Origin of the sequence: Mesorhizobium sp. IMUNJ 23232, from assembly GCF_044326205.1 — a bacterium.
GTDB lineage: Bacteria > Pseudomonadota > Alphaproteobacteria > Rhizobiales > Rhizobiaceae > Kumtagia.
On sequence record NZ_JBIRCY010000004.1, the window covers coordinates 175,751 to 194,384 of the forward strand.

Here is an 18,634-nt window from a genome sequence, read left to right on the forward strand (position 1 = left end):
GGAATCAGCTTTGGAAAGTCATCGCCTGCCGGAAGGCGGCGATTTTATTGAGGATTTCGCTGCCGTTTCCTTCCGGGATCGGCTGTTCGCCGGTCGCCCAGGGCAGGAGCACCGTGTCGGAAATGTCGAGAAGCCTCTCATATTGGTCTAGTTCGGCGTGGGTCAAGTCGGCGATTCGGGCATCGGCGAAGGAGCCGAGGATCAGGTCCATTTCGCGCATGCCGCGATGCCAGGAGCGGAACAGCAGTTTTCGCCGCCTGATATCCAGCCCTTCGCTCGATCGTGTGGTTCCGGTCATGGGGCCTCTCTCACCGCGCGGCGCATATAGCGTGGATAGAGGCGGGTGTCAGCCTTGCGCTGTCAGCAGTGATGACTAGCATCGGTGGGGTGATCGCATCGCCCCTCCGCACCCCCCTTTGTCCTGGCGAACATTTCCCTCGCGAAGGGGGAGATTGGCCGCAACGCCGCCACTGCGTTACCCTGCCCCTTGTGGGGAAGGTCGGACCGCAGGTCCGGGGTGGGGGTCGACAGGAACCTGCTGCTCACACCCCCACCTCGATCCGCTTTGCGGATCGACCCTCCCCACAAGGGGGAGGGTAAAATGCGCCCTTCCCTTCTCGATCCGCTGTTCGTACCGGTCACCTCGCTCGACGGCGTCGGCCCGAAAGTCGCGACGCTCATCGAAAAAGTGGTGCCGGCCGACCTCACGGCGCGTGAGGCGCGCGCCGGCGACCTGTTGTTCACGCTGCCCAGCAGCATCATCGATCGCCGCAACCGGCCGGGGATCGCGCTTTCGGCCGAAGGCGCGATCGTGACGCTCGACGTGCGCGTCGACCGCCACCAGCCGCCGCCGCGCGGCAACCGCTCCGTGCCCTACCGGGTGTTCGTGCACGACGACACCGGCGAGATGGCGCTGACTTTCTTCCATGCCAATGCAACCTGGCTGGAGCGCACCCTGCCGATCGGCGAGCATGTCGTGGTCAGCGGCCGCATGGAGTGGTTCAACGGCCGGCCCTCCATGGTCCATCCCGACCATATCGCGTTCGCCGACAAGGCCGAGGGGCTGCCGCTGGTCGAGCCGGTCTATCCGCTAACCGCCGGGCTGCATGCAAAAGTGCTGCGCCGCGCCATCGGCCAGGCGCTGGCCCGCCTGCCGGGGCTGCCGGAATGGCAAGACGCGGAACTGATGCGCCGCCAGACGTTTCCAAGCTTCGCCGACGCGCTGCGACGCATCCACAATCCGGCCGATCCGATCGATGTCTCGCCGGAGTCGGCGGCTTGGCGGCGGCTCGCCTATGACGAGATTCTTGCGGGGCAGGTGTCGCTCGCCCTGGTGCGCGCCAATGTCCGCAAGCACGTTGGCCGAGCGCTGCAAGGGGACGGCGTCCGCATCAAGGCGCTGCGTGACACCCTGCCCTACAGATTGACCAGTTCGCAGGAGCAGGCTCTCACCGAGATCGATGCAGACATGGCAAAGCCCGACCGGATGCTGAGGCTGCTGCAAGGCGATGTCGGCTCGGGCAAGACCGTGGTGGCGCTGCTCGCCATGGCGCGCGCCGTCGAAGCCGGTGGCCAGGCCGCGCTGATGGCACCGACGGAAATCCTGGCGCGGCAGCATTTTTCGACCATCGGCCCGCTGGCACAGAAGGCCGGACTTAACGTCGCCGTGCTTACCGGCCGCGAAAAGGGCCGAGAACGGACCGGCATCCTCGACGGGTTGGAAAACGGCTCGATCGATATCGTCATCGGCACCCACGCCCTGTTCCAGGAGGCGGTACGTTTTCGCGACCTGGCTTTCGCCGTCGTCGACGAGCAGCACCGCTTCGGCGTGCACCAGCGCCTGGCGATCACCGCCAAGGGTGAGGCGCCGGACATGCTGGTGATGACGGCGACGCCGATCCCGCGCACGCTGGTGCTGACGGCCTTCGGCGACATGGACGTGTCGCGGCTGACCGAGAAGCCGGCCGGGCGCCAGCCGATCCGCACGGTCACCTTGCCCTTCGAGCGCTATGATGAGTTGGTGGGGCGGATTTCCGACGCGCTGGCCGAAGGCCAGAAGATCTACTGGATCTGTCCGTTGGTCGAAGAATCCGAGGAGGTCAAGCTGACCTCTGCGGAGGAACGGCACGCAGCCTTGCGGCAGGAATTCGGATTGCGGGTCGGGCTGGTGCATGGCCGTATGTCGGGCCGCGACAAGGACGAGGCAATGCGCGCCTTCAAGGAAGGCAAGACGCGCGTGCTGGTCGCCACGACCGTCGTCGAGGTCGGCGTCGACGTGCCGGACGCAACCATCATCGTCATCGAACATGCCGAACGCTTCGGCCTGGCGCAACTCCACCAGTTGCGCGGCCGCGTCGGGCGCGGCTCGAAGGCGTCGACCTGCGTGCTGCTCTACAAGCCGCCGCTCGGCGAGACGGCCACGGCGCGGCTTTCGGTGCTGCGCGAAAGCGAAGACGGGTTCCGCATCGCTGAGGAAGATCTGAAGCTGCGCGGCGAAGGCGAGTTGCTCGGCACGCGCCAGTCGGGAACGCCCGGTTTTCAGATCGCGCGGCTGGAGTTCCATGCCGACCTGCTCGAAATCGCGCGCAGCGACGCGAGGCTGCTGCTCACGCGAGATCCCGCCCTGGAATCCGAACGCGGCGAAGCGATCCGCGTGTTACTCTATCTGTTCGGGCGAGACGAGGCGGTGCGCTTGCTGCGCGCCGGGTGACGGATCGGAGCGCAGCGCGAGGCGGCACCGGTCAGCCGTCTACGCGCCCGTCGGAACTGCCTCAGTTGACCCCGCGCCGGCGGTCGGCCACCAGTTGCTCGGCGAGCGAGATGTCTATCGGCTCACCCTGCCCGGGAAGCGCCGTGCGCTTGTATTGCGGCGCGACGAGACCGGCCGAGACGATCAGCTTGGCGCCGTCCTCGATGCTCATGTCGAGCAGCACGATCTCGGAGCGATAGACATACATCAGGAAGCCGGTGGTCGGGTTGGGCGTGCAGGGCATGAACACCGCGATGAGCGGATCGCCGGGCTTGTCCAGCCTGGCGTTGATCTCGGTGTCCTTTTCGCCGGCAACGAAGACCAGCGACCAGACTCCTTTGCGGGGATACTCCACCATCCCGACGGTGCTGAACATGTCGCTCTTGTGGGAAAGCACCGTCTCGAAAATCTGCTTCAATGCCTTGTAGACGCCGCGCACCAGCGGCATGCGGCCGAGCAGCCCCTCGCCGAAGCGGACGATCGAACGGCCGATGAAATTGGCCGTCAGGAAGCCGATCATGGTGATCATGAACAGCGCCACCAGCAGGCCGAAACCGGGCACGGCGAAAGGCAGGTAGTTGTCGGGATTGTAGGCCGACGGGATGTACGGTTTTACCCAGGAATCGACCCAGTGGATGAAGGTCCAGGCGATATAGGCGGTGATGGCCAGCGGCGCTATGACGACAACACCGGTGAGGAAATAATTCCTCAGCCGTGTCATGCCCGACATCTTGATAGGAAGGTCGCTCATCGCCCGCCAGAATTATTGTGCGCCGCACGCCGGAATAGACCATTCCTCATACGCAGACACAATCCACAAACGCGGCGGACGGTTCCGAAGCGTCGCGCCGGCTATTCGACGGTGACGGACTTGGCGAGGTTGCGCGGCTGGTCGACGTCGGTGCCCATCACAACGGCGGTGAAATAGGCGAGCATCTGGATGGGCAGCGCGTAGATGATCGGCGCGATGATCTCCGGCACATCAGGCAGCACGATCGTCTCCAGCGTGGCGATGCCGGCGCGCTCGGCGCCCTTGCGGTCGGTGATCAGGATGATCTTGCCGCCGCGCGCCGCCACTTCCTGCATGTTGGACACCGTCTTGTCGAAGATGCGGTCGTGCGGTGCGATCACGATCACCGGCATCTTCTCGTCGATCAGCGCGATCGGCCCATGCTTCAATTCGCCGGCGGCATAACCCTCGGCGTGGATATAGGAGATCTCCTTGAGCTTCAGCGCGCCTTCCATGGCGAGCGGGTAGCTGGTGTCGCGGCCGAGATAGAGGACATGGCGGTAGTGTGCGAGTTCGTGCGCCACCCTGTCGATCTGGCGGTCGAGCTTCAGCACCTGGCTGGCGAAGCGCGGCGCTTCCGCGAGTTCGCGCACCAGCGCCTTCTCTTTTTCCGGCGAGATCGTGCCGCGCTCCACGCCGGCGCGCACCGCCAGCGAAGCCAGCACGGATAGCTGGCAGGTGAAGGCTTTGGTCGAGGCGACACCGATCTCCGGTCCGGCCAGCGTCGGCAAGGTCACATCCGATTCGCGCGCGATGGTCGAGCCGCGCACGTTGACGACCGCGCCGATCGGAATGCCTTCCTGCCGGCAATACCGCAGCGAGGCCAGCGTGTCGGCGGTCTCGCCCGACTGCGAGATGAACAGCGCCGCGCTGTTCTTCGACAGCGGCATCTCGCGGTAGCGGAATTCCGACGCGATATCGATGTCGACCGGCAGGCGTGCAAACCGCTCGAACCAGTATTTGCCGACAAGACCGCTGAGATAAGCCGTGCCGCAGGCCGAGATGGCGAGGCGGTCGAGCGACTTGAAGTCGAACGGCAGGTCGAGCTTGCGGGTCGTGCCCGAGACGAAGTCGACATAATGCGCCAGCGTGTGGGAGATGACCTCCGGCTGCTCATGGATTTCCTTTTCCATGAAATGCCGGTGGTTGCCCTTGTCCACCAGGAAGCTGGTGCCGACCGACTGCTGGCGTTTGCGCTCGACCGGTTCGCCGGCCATGTCGTAAATCTGCGCATGGCTGCGGCGCACCACAGCCCAGTCGCCGTCCTCGAGATAGGTTATCGAGCTGGTGAAGGGCGCCAGCGCAATGGCGTCGGAGCCGAGATACATCTCGCCGTCGCCATGGCCGACCGCGAGCGGTGGGCCATTGCGGGCGCCGATGATCAGATCTTCGTCGCCGCGGAACATGATGGCAAGCGCGAACGCCCCTTCGAGACGCTTCAGCGCACGGTGCGCGGCATCCACCGGGCGCGCTCCTCGCTTGATCTCGCGCGCAATCAGGTGCGCCACGACTTCCGTGTCGGTCTGCGAGGCGAATTCATAGCCGTCGGCCTTCAGCTCGTCGCGCAGTTCGGCGAAATTCTCGATGATGCCGTTGTGGACGATGGCCACGTCGTTGGAGAAATGCGGATGCGCGTTGGTCTCGTTCGGCACGCCGTGTGTCGCCCAGCGGGTATGGCCGATGCCGATCGTGCCGCCCAGCGGCTCCTCGCCGAGCCGGCGCTCGAGATTGATCAGCTTGCCCTGCGAGCGGCGGCGGTCGAGCGTTCCGGCCGCGATGGTGGCGACGCCGGCCGAATCATAACCGCGGTATTCAAGCCGCTTCAGCGCATCGACAATGAGCGGCGCTACCGGCGACTGGCCCACGATCCCGACAATGCCACACATAAAGCAAATCCCTCATCTCATTCTGCAAAGAATCCGGCAGCTTTGTAGAAGAAGCTATCGGGCTGGCGATAATCAATTTCGGTGTCAGTCCATGACAAGCACTCGTCCGTATAATTCTATCGGGCGAGACCTTCTAATCCGTTAGCGTCTATTCTGCGGCCTTTTTGGCGGAAGCGAGACGCTCGCGCAGCATCCGGCCACGCTCCGGCAAGGTCTTCTGCCGCGCCCGCCCGAAGGCCAGCGCATCGGCCGGCACGTCCTCGGTGATGACGCTGCCCGCCGCGACCGTGCTGCCGTCGCCCACCTTGACCGGCGCCACCAGAGCCGAATTCGACCCGACGAATGCGCCCTGGCCGATATCGGTCTGGAATTTTCGGAAACCATCATAGTTGACGGTGATCACGCCCGCCCCGACATTGGCATTCGCCCCGACGCGGGCGTCGCCGACATAGGACAAGTGGTTGATCTTGGCGCCCGCCTCGACCTTCGCCTGCTTGATCTCGCAGAAATTGCCGACCTTGGCGCGCTCTGCGAGATCGGCGCCGGGCCGCAGCCGCGCGAACGGGCCGACTTCGGCGCGCGGTCCGACATGCGCGCCCTCGATGTGGCTGAAGGCGTGGATGACGGCGCCAGCCTCGACCTTGACGCCCGGACCGAAAAACACATTCGGCTCGACAAAAACGTCCGGCGCGAGTTCCGTGTCATAGGCGAAAAACACCGTCTCCGGCGCCACCAGAGTGACCCCGGCCAGCATGGCTTCACGGCGGCGGCGTTTTTGCCAGATCGCCTCGCCGTCGGCGAGTTCGGCGCGGTTGTTGATGCCGAGCGCATTGTCGAAGCTCGCCTCGGTCGCGACCGCGTCGAGACCCTCGGCTGCGGCGATGCCGACGATGTCGGTAAGATAAAATTCACCCTTGGCGTTCTGGTTGCCGACAGCATCGAGCAGCCGCAGTGCATGCTTGCCGTCGATCGCCATCAGCCCGGAATTGCAGAAATCGATCCGCCGCTCGGTTTCCGAGCAGTCCTTCTCCTCGCGGATAGCCACCAGCCTGCCGTCCGCCTCGATCAGCCGCCCGTAACCGGTCGGGTTCGGCGTGCGGAAACCGAGCACGGCGACCGCGGCGCCTTGCGCCAGCTTTTCGCGGGCTGCTACCAGGGCCTGCGCCTGGATCAGCGGCGTGTCGCCGAACAGCACGAGGACATCGTCATAACCCTTTGCAATGGCCTCGCGCGCGGCCAGCACGGCGTGCGCAGTGCCGAGCCGCTTGTTCTGGACGAAGAATTCGGCGCGGGGGGCGAATTTTGTGGCCGCCTTGCGCATCTCGTCCGCGCCATGGCCGATGACCAGGGCCAGATCGCCGGCGCCAGCCGCCTCCGCCGAACGCGCGACATGCGCCACCATCGGAAGACCCGCTATCTTGTGCAGCACCTTCGGCAGCGCGCTTTTCATGCGCGTGCCTTCGCCGGCCGCGAGAATGATCGACAGACAGGTTCTCATGTTCGCTTTCCGGATAACCGCCTTGAATCGGCGCCCTTCTAACCGGGTATGGCCGGCTTCGCCAACAGATTTAGCAACGGTTCCTCGAAGACAGCATCCATCGCCGCCTGGCTGCGGAACAATCCGCGCTGACCCCGATCTTCCGCTCTGTGGCGTCCCAGGCGCGCCGCCGTCATGACGTGTCGGGGCGCGGCGGGTTCAGCGCGTCCAAGGCCAGAGCATGGGCATGCGCCAGAATCTCGTCGACCTCGCGGATGTTCTTGCGGCGCCAGGGGTCCGGGTCGTAGGGCGACAGCCGGCCGCCCGGCGGCCGGCCAAGCCACAGCGGCCGTGTCCGCTGGAACCGCACCGTGCCGCGCGCCGTCCTGCCGCGCACGACCACGGCGCTGCCGATTTGCCTCATTTCCGCAACCGCCGCGTCGCAGCGCGCCTTCCAGCGGGCGAAGCGCCTTGCCTGTTTTGGCAGGTCGTCCAGCGCTGCGCCCAGCGCCTGAAGCCGTAAGCCGAGCCGCGCCGCATCGATCGGGTCGTCGAGCGATGGCGGCGGCGGCAGCGGAACTCGCTCGCTGAAGCCGGGAACCCAGATGCGCGGCACGCCGCGCCCCGGCACATGGCGGCGGCGGACGCGGAACGGATACTTTTGGGGATCGAACAGCGGCAGGCTGATGGTGCGGGGCCTGGCGGCGCGCAGCGCTGCGGCTTTCTTCGCCGCGGCGGCGCGCCTGAGATCGTCATTCGATACGGTGACGGCGAGGCCGAGGCGGCGCATGGCGGCAGCCGTGTCCACGGGCTTGGGTTTTCGCGGGCGCAGCGGTGGCAGGTTGACCACGATGCCGCGCGCCGAGGCGATGATCAGCCGCCGCGCGGCGGATTCGGCCGGGCGCAACAGCCGCAATATGGCGCGGTAGAGGTGGCGAGGGAGGGTAAGTGCCGGGGACAGTTTACTTTTTTCCGCCAGCGCCTCTTTCTGTAACGCCGCGCCCTTCTGCGGAAACAAAGTAAACTGTCCCCCTGCACCAAACGCCATCTCGGCCATGCCGACGAGCATCAGGAGGATACGCTTCAGCGCCTCCCGGTTCTTCTCGATCGCCAAACTCCCGTCCATTACCTCCACAGCCGCCTCCTCTGGACAAGGCCGGCATGCAATATGGAACATATAGGGAACAATTACAATAGTCTTGGGAAAACAATCCTTGACAATGGCGACACCGCGAGGCTGGCTTCACACCGCTCACGCAACACATTGAAAAGGCTTGATCTTTCGGAATTCGGCGGCCTGCATCAGGGCCTTCCCGGCCTGGGTGCGACGCCGTTCGAAAACAATGTCATGCTTATAAAGCCAAGCAGAAACAGATGGTTGGAGGCAAGCTGCGTGGACTGCTGCATCACAAGCATGACCAAGGGGCCGGCAAGGCCGACAAGGCGGCGATCGGGACGATCATGGAAATCCCGGCGGACAGTTTGCTCAATTCCGGTTGCCACGCTGCCGTCGCGGCAGGGCTTGACCCCGGAATTGGGTAGTGGGTCAGATTTGAAATCTATTGAGAGGCAAAGACGCTTGCTGTTCCATCTTTCTTGATGGCGTATACCTCGTACGGGCCTTGATACGGCCCGCTCATGCCGGGAACACCGGTCGGCATACCGGGAAGCGAAATCCCTACAACGTCGGCGGGCCGTTCCTTCAAAAGCTTATGAATGATTTCAACGGTGACATGTCCCTCAATCGCGTAGCCCTCCAACATGAGCGTATGGCACCCTTGGTAGTCGCCCGGAATGCCGGCGCCTTTGCTGATTGCGGCGATGTCCTCGACCGGCTTAATTTCCACGTCGATCCCTCTACGCATGAGATATTTCGCGTGGCCTTCGCAGCACGGGCAATTCTGATCCTTGTAGAGCGTGCCATGCAGTGTTTGGGCAAGCGCCGGGGCGCACAAGCTGACAAGCGCCAGGATGACGGCCGATTGGAGAAGGCGGTTCATTGGGCTCTCCCTTAATCCTATCCGTCCACCATACGCTGATTACCTGACGGATGCAGGTAGCGAATGAGCGCAGGTGAGCGAGCAAATGCCGACCGGACCCAACGGTTAGAAGCGCCCCGGTTTGCGGCCTAGTGCGCTTGCTACCTATGGCCGCAGATTTCAAACCGACCCACTACCCGGAATTGAGCAAACCGTCCCCGGATTTCGGGCCGGCATAAGCCGGCAACCGTGTCGGACGCGAATCAGCCGAGGCGCGTGAGGATCGGAAACATTTCCTGCAACCAATAGGCGCTCGATTGCAGGCCGCCGGTCATGAACAGCACGCCGGCGGCAACCAGCAATGCGCCGATAACCTTCTCGACGCGGCCGAGATGAACCCGGAAGCGCGACAGGAACCGCATGAACGCGCCGGAGAACAGCGCGGCGACGAGGAAGGGAATGCCGAGGCCCAGCGAATAGGCGGCGAGCAGCAAGGCCCCCTCGCCCACCGTGGCGCTGCCGCCGGCCAGCGTCAGGATCGGTCCGAGCACGGGGCCAATGCAAGGCGTCCAGCCGAAGGCGAAAGCCAGGCCCATGACGTAGGCGGCAAGCACGCTCGCCGGCTCGCCACGCGCCTGGAAGCGGGCCTCGCGCGACAGGAAGGGGATTTTCACGATGCCGAGAAAATTGAGCCCCATCAGGATGATGACGATGCCGGCGGCGAACCCCAGCGGCTCTTCCCAGGCTCTCAGCACCCGGCCGACTGTGGAGGCTCCGGCGCCGAGCGCCACGAAGACGGTGGTGAAACCGAGCACGAAAGCCAACGAGGTGATCGCCAGCAGGCGCCGCGCCGGCACCGGCGCGGCGACCGCCTGGCCGCCGCGAAAATCATCGACCGTGACGCCGGCCATGTAGCAGAGGTAGGGCGGCACCAGCGGCAGCACGCAGGGCGACAGGAACGACAACGCTCCCGCCCCGACCGCCGTCAGATATCCTACCTCGATCGCCATCGTGCCTGCTGTGAATCCGTTTGCGAACCGGCCGCATATAGACCGCGCGGCCGGCCATCTCCAATCACCTTGCCGTGGCCGATCGTCGCTCCGCGACGGCGTGACGGCCGCAGGCATCATCCAACCCGGAGGACAAGCGACGGGAGGCGCGTGCCTTCCGCAAAAGGCACTCGATCGGCCTCAGTGATAGTCGATTGAACAAACGCGACTTTTCGCGCAACTGAAGGTGTCAGGGCGAACCGGAGACTGAAATGGGTTTGCTCTCGCCGGGCCGTTCGGATATAGGGGCAACCCTATTTCTGGGTTCGATCAAGAATGTTATTAGCTGGAGCAAAGAATGGATAGCCGGGCAAACGTGAGTGACACCCTAGATTTGTCGGCTATATTTGACGAATTGTACCCGCTCTGCCGCAGTATAACTGGGTCCGGCACGAGACGTTCCCTGGAAATCATCGGCCGTCACATGCCCCTCGAAATCGTCGAGGTGGAAAGCGGCACGCAGGTATTCGACTGGACCGTGCCTCCCCAATGGGAGATCGAAAGCGCCACCTTGACCGGCCCGGACGGCAAGACCGTGGTCGATTTCGCCGATCACAACCTGCATGTGCTGAACTATTCCGAGCCGGTCGATGAAAAGATCGAATTGGGAGAATTGCAGAAGCACCTGCATTCCCTGCCGGCGATGCCCGACGCGATACCCTATGTCACGTCCTATTATGCGCCGAAATGGGGGTTTTGCCTGACCGACCGCCAGCGCAAGACGCTGAAGCCCGGCACCTACCACGCCAAGATCGATTCCAGAAAATTCAAGGGGCACCTGACCTACGGTGTCGCCGAACTGAAGGGCGAGACCGACGAACTGGTGCTGATCACCAGCTATGTCTGCCATCCCAGCCTGGCCAACAACGAGCTTTCCGGCCCGCTCGGCCTGCTTTCGCTCTACCACAAGATCGCGCAGTGGCCGAAGCGCCGGTATACCTACCGGTTCCTGCTCATTCCGGAAACGATCGGCTCGATCTGCTATCTCGCCGCGCATGGCGAGGAATTGCGCCAGCGGCTCAAGGGCGGCGCGGTGCTGACCTGCCTCGGCGGCCACAGCAAGATCCTGAACTTCAAGCTGACCCGCGCCGACGTGCTCGACCAGCCCTATTCCGTCGATCATCTCGCCCGCCACCTCGCCGACGTCGATCCGCAGGGGTGGAAGGTGCGGCAGTTCACGCCGACATCGGGATCGGACGAGCGGCAGTTCTGTTCGCCCGGCTTCAACCTGCCGATGGTGCAGATCGCGCGTACCGTCTACGGCCAGTACGACGAGTATCACACCTCGCTCGACACCAAGGAATTCATGAGGATCGAGCGCGTCGAGGACGCGGCCGTGAGGATCAATCAGTTCTTCATGGCGTTCGATTTCGAGGGCCAGACCCTGCACAATTTGTCGCCGAACGGCGAGCCCAACCTCGGCAAGCGCGGCCTCTACCCCAGCACCAACAGCCCGCTGACCTGGCGGCTTTCCAGCGACACCGTGTTCGACGCGCGCCAGACGCTCAACCAGATCCTGCAGATCCTGTCCTATTCGGACGGCAACCGCGACCTGCGCGGCATTGCCGAGATCGTCAAGGCGCCGGTGACGCAGCTCGTTCCGGTGGCCCTGCAGCTTGAATCCCATGACCTCGTGCAACGCGGAGCGCGCGCCTGATGTCGATCGTCGCCATCACCGGAGATCACCCTCGGCATTATTTCCTGGTCAGCCAACTGGCTGAGGCCGACATCCTCGCCGGCTGGATCGTGCAGAGGCGCAAGGCGTTCGTTCCGGCACCGCCCGCCGACTGCACCGGGCGCCTGCGCGAACTGTTCGTGCTGCATTTCGACAGGCGCGCCGAGGCCGAACACCGGTTCTTCGGCGAGCCGACCGACCTCGACGCATTCGGCGTTCCGATCCTGCAGGTGACCGCCGAGACGCTGAACGACGCGGCCACCCGCGACTTCATCCGGGCGCGCGCGCCGCGTGTCGCGCTTTCCTATGGCTGCAACAAGCTGTCCGACGAGACGATCACCACCTCGGGGACGACGTTCTGGAACACGCATGGCGGCCTCTCGCCGCAATACCGGGGTGTCGCGACGCATTTCTGGCCGAGCTACTGCCTCGAGCCGCAGATGACCGGCATGACGCTGCACGAGACCACCGTCGACCTCGACGGCGGCGGCATCATCCATCAGACCGCCGCCTCGATGCAGAAGGGTGACGGCCTGCATGATCTGGCCGGCCGGGCGGTGAAGGAATATGCGACCGGCCTGCCCGACGTTTTCAAGAAGGTTCTGGCGATGCCCAGCCTGCCTGCGGGAAAAGTCCAGAAAAGCCACGGCAAGCTGTGGCTCGACGCCGACTGGCGTCCGGAACATCTGAAGCTGATCTACGACGTCTACGAGGACAGGATCGTCGATCTGGTGGTCGACGGCGAACTCAAGGGGCGGACGCCCAACCTCGTCAGCATCGTGTGACGGTTGAGATCGAGCAATTAGACCGGCGGCATTTGCCCTCTCGGGTCAGCGGCCCGCCGGTTGATATGCGCGGCTGCACCGCCCACCGTGGGCTGCGGTACGCAGCCCAGTTGAGCCTGCCGAAGGGTTTGGCCGGCCAGTCGCATCGACGCACGGCGCTCGTATCACCCCATCGATCCGCCGATGATCCCGCAAGCCGCGCATGCCGGACCCTGCGGCATCGAACCCAAGTGTTTTTTTGCGATTGACCCGCGAGGGCGCTATCCCTATGGTCCGCCGCACTTCGGAGGCGGTGACGCCGCCTCGCGGGAGCGCATAGCTCAGCCGGTAGAGCAACTGACTTTTAATCAGTAGGTCATGGGTTCGAATCCCATTGCGCTCACCAAAAACCTCAATGAGATCAACGTCTTTTTGGCCAGCCTCCTTTCCGTTCTGCGCTGAATGCGCCCCTGGGTTCCGATAGGGTTCCGGGAATGCGCGGCTTTCACTTTTCGGAGGTCCGTGGAATTGTCGCAGCGGGAATCGGAGGAACCAATGGCGGCGCGGCGCTGGCTTTCAACGAAGCCACCGGCCGGGAAACGCCATTGATGACATGGTGACGCCGGTGAGTGAGTGACTATCTCGCCGCCATCGCAGCCTCGATGTGTTTTGCGGCCCGCGGCCGTCTGCATCGCGCTGGACCCGGCCCAAGCCATCTGCCGATTTGACTGAATCCGCCGCCCCTTGTGGCGGCCGGCGTCGATCTCATTCCGATAATGGCGGCGGGCCAGGCGTAAGGCCGCGGAAGCATAGCCGCAAACTTCCTACTCGCTTAGCACCTGCCGGCGTCTGCCAGCCTCGGCGTGCAGGAGAGACCACCGCCGTAGATGCGGTCATTGTACCCGGCTCGATAGCCGTCGGAATAACCCCGCCGATAGGATGGCCTGGGGGCATAGTAAACCCGGCGTCGATAGGCATCACCGGCATAGTAGCCACTCGGGTAGTACCCGCCGTAGTACCCGTCACCGTAGTAGCTTCCGCCGTAGTAGCCTCCGCCGTAATAGCCGCCGTTTGCGATTGCGCCACCAATGAGAGCGCCGGCTATGAATGCACCTGCTGGGGCCGCCCAGTAGTTGTTGTAACGGTATCCCGGCCCGTAGTAGCCGCCGTAGCCTCTGTAGCCACCGTAGCGATATCCACGTCCATAGTGTCTGTATCCACGATAACCGCCGTTGCGCCATCTGACGCCATCGCGAACGTAAACAACGTTCGATTGAACATTGCTGGTCTTTTCAACCGGGAACGGCGCAGCGGCGTGTGACTGAAGCAACCCGGCCACCGAAACAGCCATCGCGAGACCTGTCGCGGTCAATATCCTTGGAAACATTTTCATGGTTATTGTCCTCGCTGAAGGCACGATCTTCGCGCTTTTGAACGATGTGACACGGCAATTGTCGCACGACTAGCAACCATTGTCGACGGAATTATCCCAACAGGGTTCAGGCGAACCCAGGCAGCAACTTCCTGACCAAGGCAACGTGCGGCCACCGCGAATTCTCCCGACCAAATGGGAAATCGCACTATGTCCCAGGCATGGCATGGGTTAGGTTGCCTAAGATAAATTCATACTAGTCCGCATAATTTGTCGGTATGCCATCGCGCTGCCCGGTCCGGCAGCGCGTTGCGACGCGGGGGAGAGGCGACGTGATGGACATGCGGCAACTGCGTTATTTCGCGCAGGTTGTGGAAAGCGGGTCGTTTTCGAAGGCTGCCACGCATCTGCATGTCGCCCAGCCGGCATTGAGCCAGCATGTCCGCCATATGGAAGAAGAACTGGGCGTGTCGCTGCTGCATCGTGGCACGCATGGCGTGTCGCCGACCGAGGCCGGCGACCGGCTCTTGCGCCACGCCAAGCGCATCCTGGCGGAATTCGCCGAGATTCCGGACAGTGTGCGCGGCGAGGCGATCGCACCGCGCGGCGAGGTCCGCTTCGGTCTGCCCGGCACGGTCAGCGAATTGCTGGCAGCACCCCTGATCGAGGCGGCGCGTGACCGCTATCCGGAAGTGCGCATCCGCGTGGTCGAGGCGATGAGCGGCTACATATTGGAGTGGCTGAGGCGCGGCGACGTGGATCTGGCGATGATCTACAATACATCGAGCCCGAGGGGCCTCGCGGTCCATCACGGGTTGTCCGAGGAGATTTGCCTGTTCGCCCGCCCTTCCTTCGGCGGCAAGGACGACATCGAGGGCGCCGCGGTGCGGCTGGAAGAGGCCGCGCTCCTGCCCCTGCTGGTGCCCGGCCCGGGACATGGGCTGCGCGAACTGATCGAGGAAGCGGCGCAGACCGTTCGCGTCCCCATCACGCCGGCGGTCGAGATCGATTCCTACAGCCAGATCAAGAAGTTGGCGCAGCGCGGACTAGGCTACGGCATCCTTCCGCGCATGGCCGTCCAGCGCGAGGCCGAGGCCGGGATCTTCCGGGTCTGGCGGATCGAGGAGCCGAAGATCACGCGAAAAGTCTATCTTGCCTATTCGACCGAACGCCCGCTGCTCAACGCGCCGCGCGCCGTCGGCCAGTTGGCGTGGGACATCTTGCGGCAACTGGTTCGCGATGCCGCCTGGACGGCCGACCTCTCCGACGAAAGCCAGAACCCCAATCTGTTCTCCTGAGCGCTCGGCCCATCCTTCAATCAGGCATGGGGCGCGTCACCGACAGTCGGGCCTATATAAAATCGTTCTGGATGCCACGCTTGGCCTACGTATTTCGATATACCCCTCATTGCTAAATCCTATTTGACTTGGCGTCGCTACGGCACAAGGTCTGGCCCGTCACACAACAGGGCCATACATGACCGGCGGACTGGAAGGACTGATCGTCGTCGCACTGGAGCAGGCGGTGGCCGCCCCGCTCGCGACCTCGCGGCTGGCGGATGCCGGCGCCCGCGTCATCAAGCTGGAAAGGCCCGAGGGCGATTTTGCACGTGGCTATGACGATTATGTGCTCGGCCAGTCGAGCTACTTCGTCTGGAACAACCGCGGCAAGGAATCCTGCACGGTCGACCTGAAGACGGCCGAGGATCTCGAACTGCTGCTGTCGATGCTCGAGCGGGCCGACGTGTTCGTCCAGAATCTGGCGGCAGGCGCCACCGACCGGCTGGGCATCGGCAGCGCCTCCCTGCGCGCCCGGTTTCCGAGGCTGATCGTCTGCGACATTGGCGGCTACGCCGAAGGCACGCCCGACCATCAGCGCAAGGCCTACGACCTGCTGGTGCAGGCCGAGGCCGGCCTCGCCGGGATCACCGGCTCGGACGAATCGGGTCCGAGCCGCGTCGGCATCTCGATCTGCGACATCGCCACCGGCCAGGCCGCCTATGCCGCCATATTGGAGGCGCTGTTCAGGCGCGAGCGCACCGGCCAGGGCAGCCACATCCAGCTTTCGCTGTTCGACACGATCGCCGAGTTCATGAACGTGCCCTATCTGACGCGGCGCTACGGCGGCAAGGAGCCGCGCCGTCCCGGCCTCGCGCATCCGTCGATCGCGCCCTACGGCGTGTTCCGCACCAGCGACGCCGAAATCCTGATCTCGATCCAGAACGAGCGCGAGTGGAAGATTTTTTGCGAGGGAGTGCTGCGTGATGCCGCGATTGCCGCCGATCCGCTCTACAGCCGCAACACCGACCGCGTGAAGAACCGTGCCAGCCTGGATGCCAAAGTGCAGCAGGCGATTGGAGGCATGTCCATCGACGAGGTCTGCAAACTCCTCGACGCGGTGCGCATCGCCTATGGCCGGCTTTCCACAGTCGACGACCTGATGCGGCATCGGAGTGCGGCTTTCGCCGAGGTCGAGACTCCAGAGGGCAAGGTAACTTTGCTCGCCCCGCCGAACATCGTCGACGGCCAGCGGCCGGCGCTGCGTCCCGTGCCGGCGCTGGGCGAGCACGATGCGATGCTGCGCGCGGAATTCGCGCCCCGCGAAACCGTATCCGAAAATGCAAGGTAGTTGGCATGGCGTTCGAAGCAGAAGACCATCCGGAGATCCGCGAGGCCGTGCGAAAACTGTGCGAGCGGTTTCCCGGCGAATACTGGCGCAAGCTCGACGCGGCCCGCGCCTACCCCGCCGAATTCGTCTTGGCGCTGACCGAGGCCGGATACCTGGCGACGCTCATTCCGGAAGAGTATGGCGGCGCCGGTCTGACGCTGTCGGCAGCCGCGGCGGTGCTGGAGGAAATCCAGCGCGCCGGCTGCAACGGCGCTGCCTGCCACGCGCAGATGTACATCATGGGCACAGTGCTGCGCCACGGCAATGCCAAGCAGAAGGCACGCTACCTGCCGCGCATCGCCACGGGAGAATTGCGGCTACAGGCCTTCGGCGTCACCGAACCGACCAGCGGCACGGACACGACCTCCATCCGCACCTTCGCCCGCCGCGACGGCGACTATTATGTCGTCAACGGCCAGAAGATCTGGACCAGCCGGGCGGAACATTCCGACCTCATGCTGCTGCTCGCCCGCACCGCGCCGCGTGACGAAGTCGCCAAACGGACGGACGGGCTTTCGGTTTTCATCCTCGACATGCGCCAGGCGCTTGGAAACGGCCTCAGCATCCGGCCGATCCGCACGATGATGAACCACTCGACCACGGAGGTGTTCTTCGACAACGTCCGGGTACCCGCCGAAAACCTCGTCGGCGAGGAGGGCAAAGGCTTTCGCTACATCCTGTCGGGCATGAATGCCGAGCGTATCCTGATCGCGGCCGAATGCGTCGGCGACGCCAAGTGGCTGATCGAGAAGGCAACCAGCTATGCCAAGGACCGCAACGTCTTCGGCCGGCCGATCGGGGCCAACCAGGGCGTGCAGTTTCCGATCGCGCGGGCCTACGCCAACATGCGCGCCGCCGAACTGATGGTGAAGGAAGCTGCGCGCCTTTACGAAGCCGGGCGCGACTGCGGCGCGGAGGCCAACATGGCGAAGATGCTTGCAGCCGATGCTTCCAACGACGCCGCCAACGCCTGCATCCAGACGCATGGCGGCTTCGGCTTCGCCGAGGAATATGACGTGGAGCGAAAATTCCGGGAGACGCGGCTCTATCAGGTGGCGCCGATCTCGACCAATCTCATCCTGTCATACCTTTCCGAACACGTGCTCGGCATGCCGCGCTCTTATTGAGCTGCGACAGGGAGCGGATGGACGACAACCAGGGAGCCTGTCATGGCGGACGCCAGCGAAAAACCATTCGTCGACTGGATCGGCAGGACGTCCGAAAATGAGGACGTCGTAACCGAACGGCTGGCCGCCAGTTTTCGCGCCATCTTCGAGCCGAATCTGGCGCCGGTCGCCGCAGGTGCGGCGCCGCTCGGCATCCACTGGTGCCTGTCGCCGTCGATCGCCGGAATGGCTGAACTCGGGCCTGACGGCCACCCGGCCAAGAACCGCGACCTGCCGCCGGTGCCACAGCCGCGCCGCATGTGGGCTGGCGGCTCGATCGAGACTTTTGAGGAATTGCGGATCGGCGACCGCGTCCGCCGGGTTTCCACCATCGCCGACGTGACGCGAAAAGAAGGCAAGTCTGGAGAACTCTGGTTCGTGGCGGTCGACCATGTCTATTCGACCGAGCGCGCCACCGCGATCAAGGAACGGCACAACATCGTCTATCGCGAGGCCGCTAGGCCGGCCACGGCCAAGCCGGCGGGACCGCAGAGCCAGCCGGCCGGACGGGCGTTCCAACGGTCGGTCGCCGTGGCCACCTCCCCGGTGCTGCTGCTCCGCTACTCCGCGATCACCTTCAACGGCCACCGCATCCACTACGACCTGCCCTACGCGACCGGGGTCGAGGGCTATCCCGGCCTTGTCGTCCACGGCCCGATCCAGGCGACGCTGCTGTTCAACATGGCAGCGTCGGAGATCGGCGCGGCGCCGCCAAAATTCGAGTATCGTGGTCTGTCGCCGGCGATTGCCGGAACCGACATTTTTGTCAGGCGCGGCGCGAATACGGAAGCGGACGTCTACTGGACAGAGGGCGAAAGCGGAGTGGTCCATATGGAAGCCAGGTGTTTGGCCCTGCCGGGACAGTAACGAGAAGGCCACCGACAAGCCATTCGACCTGATAGCGCACGGCCGGCTCTCCCCGCTTGGCAGCCGCGCACGGAGCGGCACGAGGGCAATCAACGAGTCACTAGAAAAAAGGCCGGGCTCGAAAACGGCCCGGCCAAATTGAAGGTTCAAAACCTCCAGAGGGGAACACCACCCGGCGACAATGGGAGGAGAA

15 protein-coding genes and 1 tRNA gene are annotated in these 18,634 nt (G+C 64.1%); 8 read left to right on the plus strand and 8 right to left on the minus strand.

Annotated features, from left to right (window positions below):
- Nucleotides 1–4: 4 nt before the first annotated feature.
- The gene (locus ACH196_RS04505; protein ID WP_396645271.1) at nt 5–298 is read right to left on the minus strand and encodes a succinate dehydrogenase assembly factor 2; all 294 of its coding nucleotides are present in this window, start codon (nt 296–298) and stop codon (nt 5–7) included.
- Nucleotides 299–601: 303 nt separating this feature from the next.
- Here ACH196_RS04505 and recG point away from each other — a divergent pair, with 303 nt between their 5' ends.
- Nucleotides 602–2,710, plus strand: coding sequence for an ATP-dependent DNA helicase RecG (gene recG, locus ACH196_RS04510; RefSeq protein WP_396645272.1), 2,109 nt, complete (start codon nt 602–604; stop codon nt 2,708–2,710).
- A 61-nt stretch (nt 2,711–2,771) separates the two neighbouring features.
- Here recG and ACH196_RS04515 read toward each other — a convergent pair whose 3' ends face one another.
- The 6 genes from ACH196_RS04515 to ACH196_RS04540 all read right to left on the minus strand — a co-directional run bounded on the left by ACH196_RS04515 (nt 2,772) and on the right by ACH196_RS04540 (nt 9,891).
- Nucleotides 2,772–3,500: a DUF502 domain-containing protein gene (locus ACH196_RS04515; protein ID WP_396645273.1), complete on the minus strand. Its 729-nt coding sequence runs from the start codon at nt 3,498–3,500 to the stop codon at nt 2,772–2,774.
- 101 nt (nt 3,501–3,601) lie between these two features.
- Entirely contained in the window at nt 3,602–5,425 is a 1,824-nt protein-coding gene (gene glmS, locus ACH196_RS04520) for a glutamine--fructose-6-phosphate transaminase (isomerizing) (protein ID WP_396645274.1), read from the minus strand.
- A gap of 148 nt (nt 5,426–5,573) precedes the next feature.
- Complete coding sequence (gene glmU / locus ACH196_RS04525) at nt 5,574–6,923, minus strand: bifunctional UDP-N-acetylglucosamine diphosphorylase/glucosamine-1-phosphate N-acetyltransferase GlmU (protein ID WP_396645276.1); 1,350 nt, start codon at nt 6,921–6,923, stop codon at nt 5,574–5,576.
- Nucleotides 6,924–7,095: 172 nt separating this feature from the next.
- Nucleotides 7,096–8,028: a hypothetical protein gene (locus ACH196_RS04530; protein WP_396645277.1), complete on the minus strand. Its 933-nt coding sequence runs from the start codon at nt 8,026–8,028 to the stop codon at nt 7,096–7,098.
- A gap of 433 nt (nt 8,029–8,461) precedes the next feature.
- On the minus strand, nt 8,462–8,902 hold the full coding sequence (locus ACH196_RS04535; protein ID WP_396645278.1) for a DUF411 domain-containing protein: 441 nt from the start codon (nt 8,900–8,902) through the stop codon (nt 8,462–8,464).
- Between the two features lie 242 nt (nt 8,903–9,144).
- Nucleotides 9,145–9,891: a cytochrome c biogenesis CcdA family protein gene (locus ACH196_RS04540; RefSeq protein ID WP_396645280.1), complete on the minus strand. Its 747-nt coding sequence runs from the start codon at nt 9,889–9,891 to the stop codon at nt 9,145–9,147.
- Nucleotides 9,892–10,228: 337 nt separating this feature from the next.
- On the opposite strand from ACH196_RS04540, the gene ACH196_RS04545 reads away from it, so the two are divergent.
- From ACH196_RS04545 to ACH196_RS04555, 3 genes are all read left to right on the plus strand, one after another.
- On the plus strand, nt 10,229–11,587 hold the full coding sequence (locus tag ACH196_RS04545) for a DUF4910 domain-containing protein (protein ID WP_396645282.1): 1,359 nt from the start codon (nt 10,229–10,231) through the stop codon (nt 11,585–11,587).
- Nucleotides 11,587–12,390 (plus strand): formyltransferase family protein, encoded by an 804-nt coding sequence (locus ACH196_RS04550; protein ID WP_396645284.1) that lies wholly within the window; start codon nt 11,587–11,589, stop codon nt 12,388–12,390. Before ACH196_RS04545 ends, ACH196_RS04550 begins: the two co-directional genes overlap by 1 nt.
- 309 nt (nt 12,391–12,699) lie before the next feature.
- Nucleotides 12,700–12,775: transfer RNA gene (locus tag ACH196_RS04555), tRNA-Lys, on the plus strand.
- A gap of 426 nt (nt 12,776–13,201) precedes the next feature.
- Here ACH196_RS04555 and ACH196_RS04560 read toward each other — a convergent pair.
- Complete coding sequence (locus ACH196_RS04560) at nt 13,202–13,762, minus strand: hypothetical protein (protein ID WP_396645286.1); 561 nt, start codon at nt 13,760–13,762, stop codon at nt 13,202–13,204.
- A 314-nt stretch (nt 13,763–14,076) separates the two neighbouring features.
- Between ACH196_RS04560 and ACH196_RS04565 the strand changes: the two genes are divergently transcribed.
- The 4 genes from ACH196_RS04565 (at nt 14,077) to ACH196_RS04580 (ending at nt 18,441) form a co-directional block, all read left to right on the plus strand.
- Complete coding sequence (locus ACH196_RS04565; RefSeq protein ID WP_396645387.1) at nt 14,077–15,039, plus strand: LysR family transcriptional regulator; 963 nt, start codon at nt 14,077–14,079, stop codon at nt 15,037–15,039.
- A 178-nt stretch (nt 15,040–15,217) separates the two neighbouring features.
- Nucleotides 15,218–16,369 (plus strand): CaiB/BaiF CoA transferase family protein, encoded by a 1,152-nt coding sequence (locus ACH196_RS04570; RefSeq protein WP_396645288.1) that lies wholly within the window; start codon nt 15,218–15,220, stop codon nt 16,367–16,369.
- 5 nt (nt 16,370–16,374) lie between these two features.
- Nucleotides 16,375–17,535 carry an acyl-CoA dehydrogenase family protein gene (locus tag ACH196_RS04575; protein WP_396645290.1) on the plus strand — a complete coding sequence of 387 codons (1,161 nt, stop codon included), beginning with the start codon at nt 16,375–16,377 and terminating at the stop codon, nt 17,533–17,535.
- Nucleotides 17,536–17,577: 42 nt separating this feature from the next.
- Entirely contained in the window at nt 17,578–18,441 is an 864-nt protein-coding gene (locus ACH196_RS04580; RefSeq protein ID WP_396645292.1) for a MaoC family dehydratase N-terminal domain-containing protein, read from the plus strand.
- The last annotated feature ends 193 nt before the right edge of the window (nt 18,442–18,634 follow it).

Coding starts and splice junctions, on each gene's coding strand:
- ACH196_RS04505 (WP_396645271.1), bottom strand. CDS start 298: ATGACCGGAACCACACGATCGAGCGAAGGGCTGGATATCAGGCGGCGA.
- recG (WP_396645272.1), top strand. CDS start 602: ATGCGCCCTTCCCTTCTCGATCCGCTGTTCGTACCGGTCACCTCGCTC.
- ACH196_RS04515 (WP_396645273.1), bottom strand. CDS start 3,500: ATGAGCGACCTTCCTATCAAGATGTCGGGCATGACACGGCTGAGGAAT.
- glmS (WP_396645274.1), bottom strand. CDS start 5,425: ATGTGTGGCATTGTCGGGATCGTGGGCCAGTCGCCGGTAGCGCCGCTC.
- glmU (WP_396645276.1), bottom strand. CDS start 6,923: ATGAGAACCTGTCTGTCGATCATTCTCGCGGCCGGCGAAGGCACGCGC.
- ACH196_RS04530 (WP_396645277.1), bottom strand. CDS start 8,028: ATGGACGGGAGTTTGGCGATCGAGAAGAACCGGGAGGCGCTGAAGCGT.
- ACH196_RS04535 (WP_396645278.1), bottom strand. CDS start 8,902: ATGAACCGCCTTCTCCAATCGGCCGTCATCCTGGCGCTTGTCAGCTTG.
- ACH196_RS04540 (WP_396645280.1), bottom strand. CDS start 9,891: ATGGCGATCGAGGTAGGATATCTGACGGCGGTCGGGGCGGGAGCGTTG.
- ACH196_RS04545 (WP_396645282.1), top strand. CDS start 10,229: ATGGATAGCCGGGCAAACGTGAGTGACACCCTAGATTTGTCGGCTATA.
- ACH196_RS04550 (WP_396645284.1), top strand. CDS start 11,587: ATGTCGATCGTCGCCATCACCGGAGATCACCCTCGGCATTATTTCCTG.
- ACH196_RS04560 (WP_396645286.1), bottom strand. CDS start 13,762: ATGAAAATGTTTCCAAGGATATTGACCGCGACAGGTCTCGCGATGGCT.
- ACH196_RS04565 (WP_396645387.1), top strand. CDS start 14,077: ATGGACATGCGGCAACTGCGTTATTTCGCGCAGGTTGTGGAAAGCGGG.
- ACH196_RS04570 (WP_396645288.1), top strand. CDS start 15,218: ATGACCGGCGGACTGGAAGGACTGATCGTCGTCGCACTGGAGCAGGCG.
- ACH196_RS04575 (WP_396645290.1), top strand. CDS start 16,375: ATGGCGTTCGAAGCAGAAGACCATCCGGAGATCCGCGAGGCCGTGCGA.
- ACH196_RS04580 (WP_396645292.1), top strand. CDS start 17,578: ATGGCGGACGCCAGCGAAAAACCATTCGTCGACTGGATCGGCAGGACG.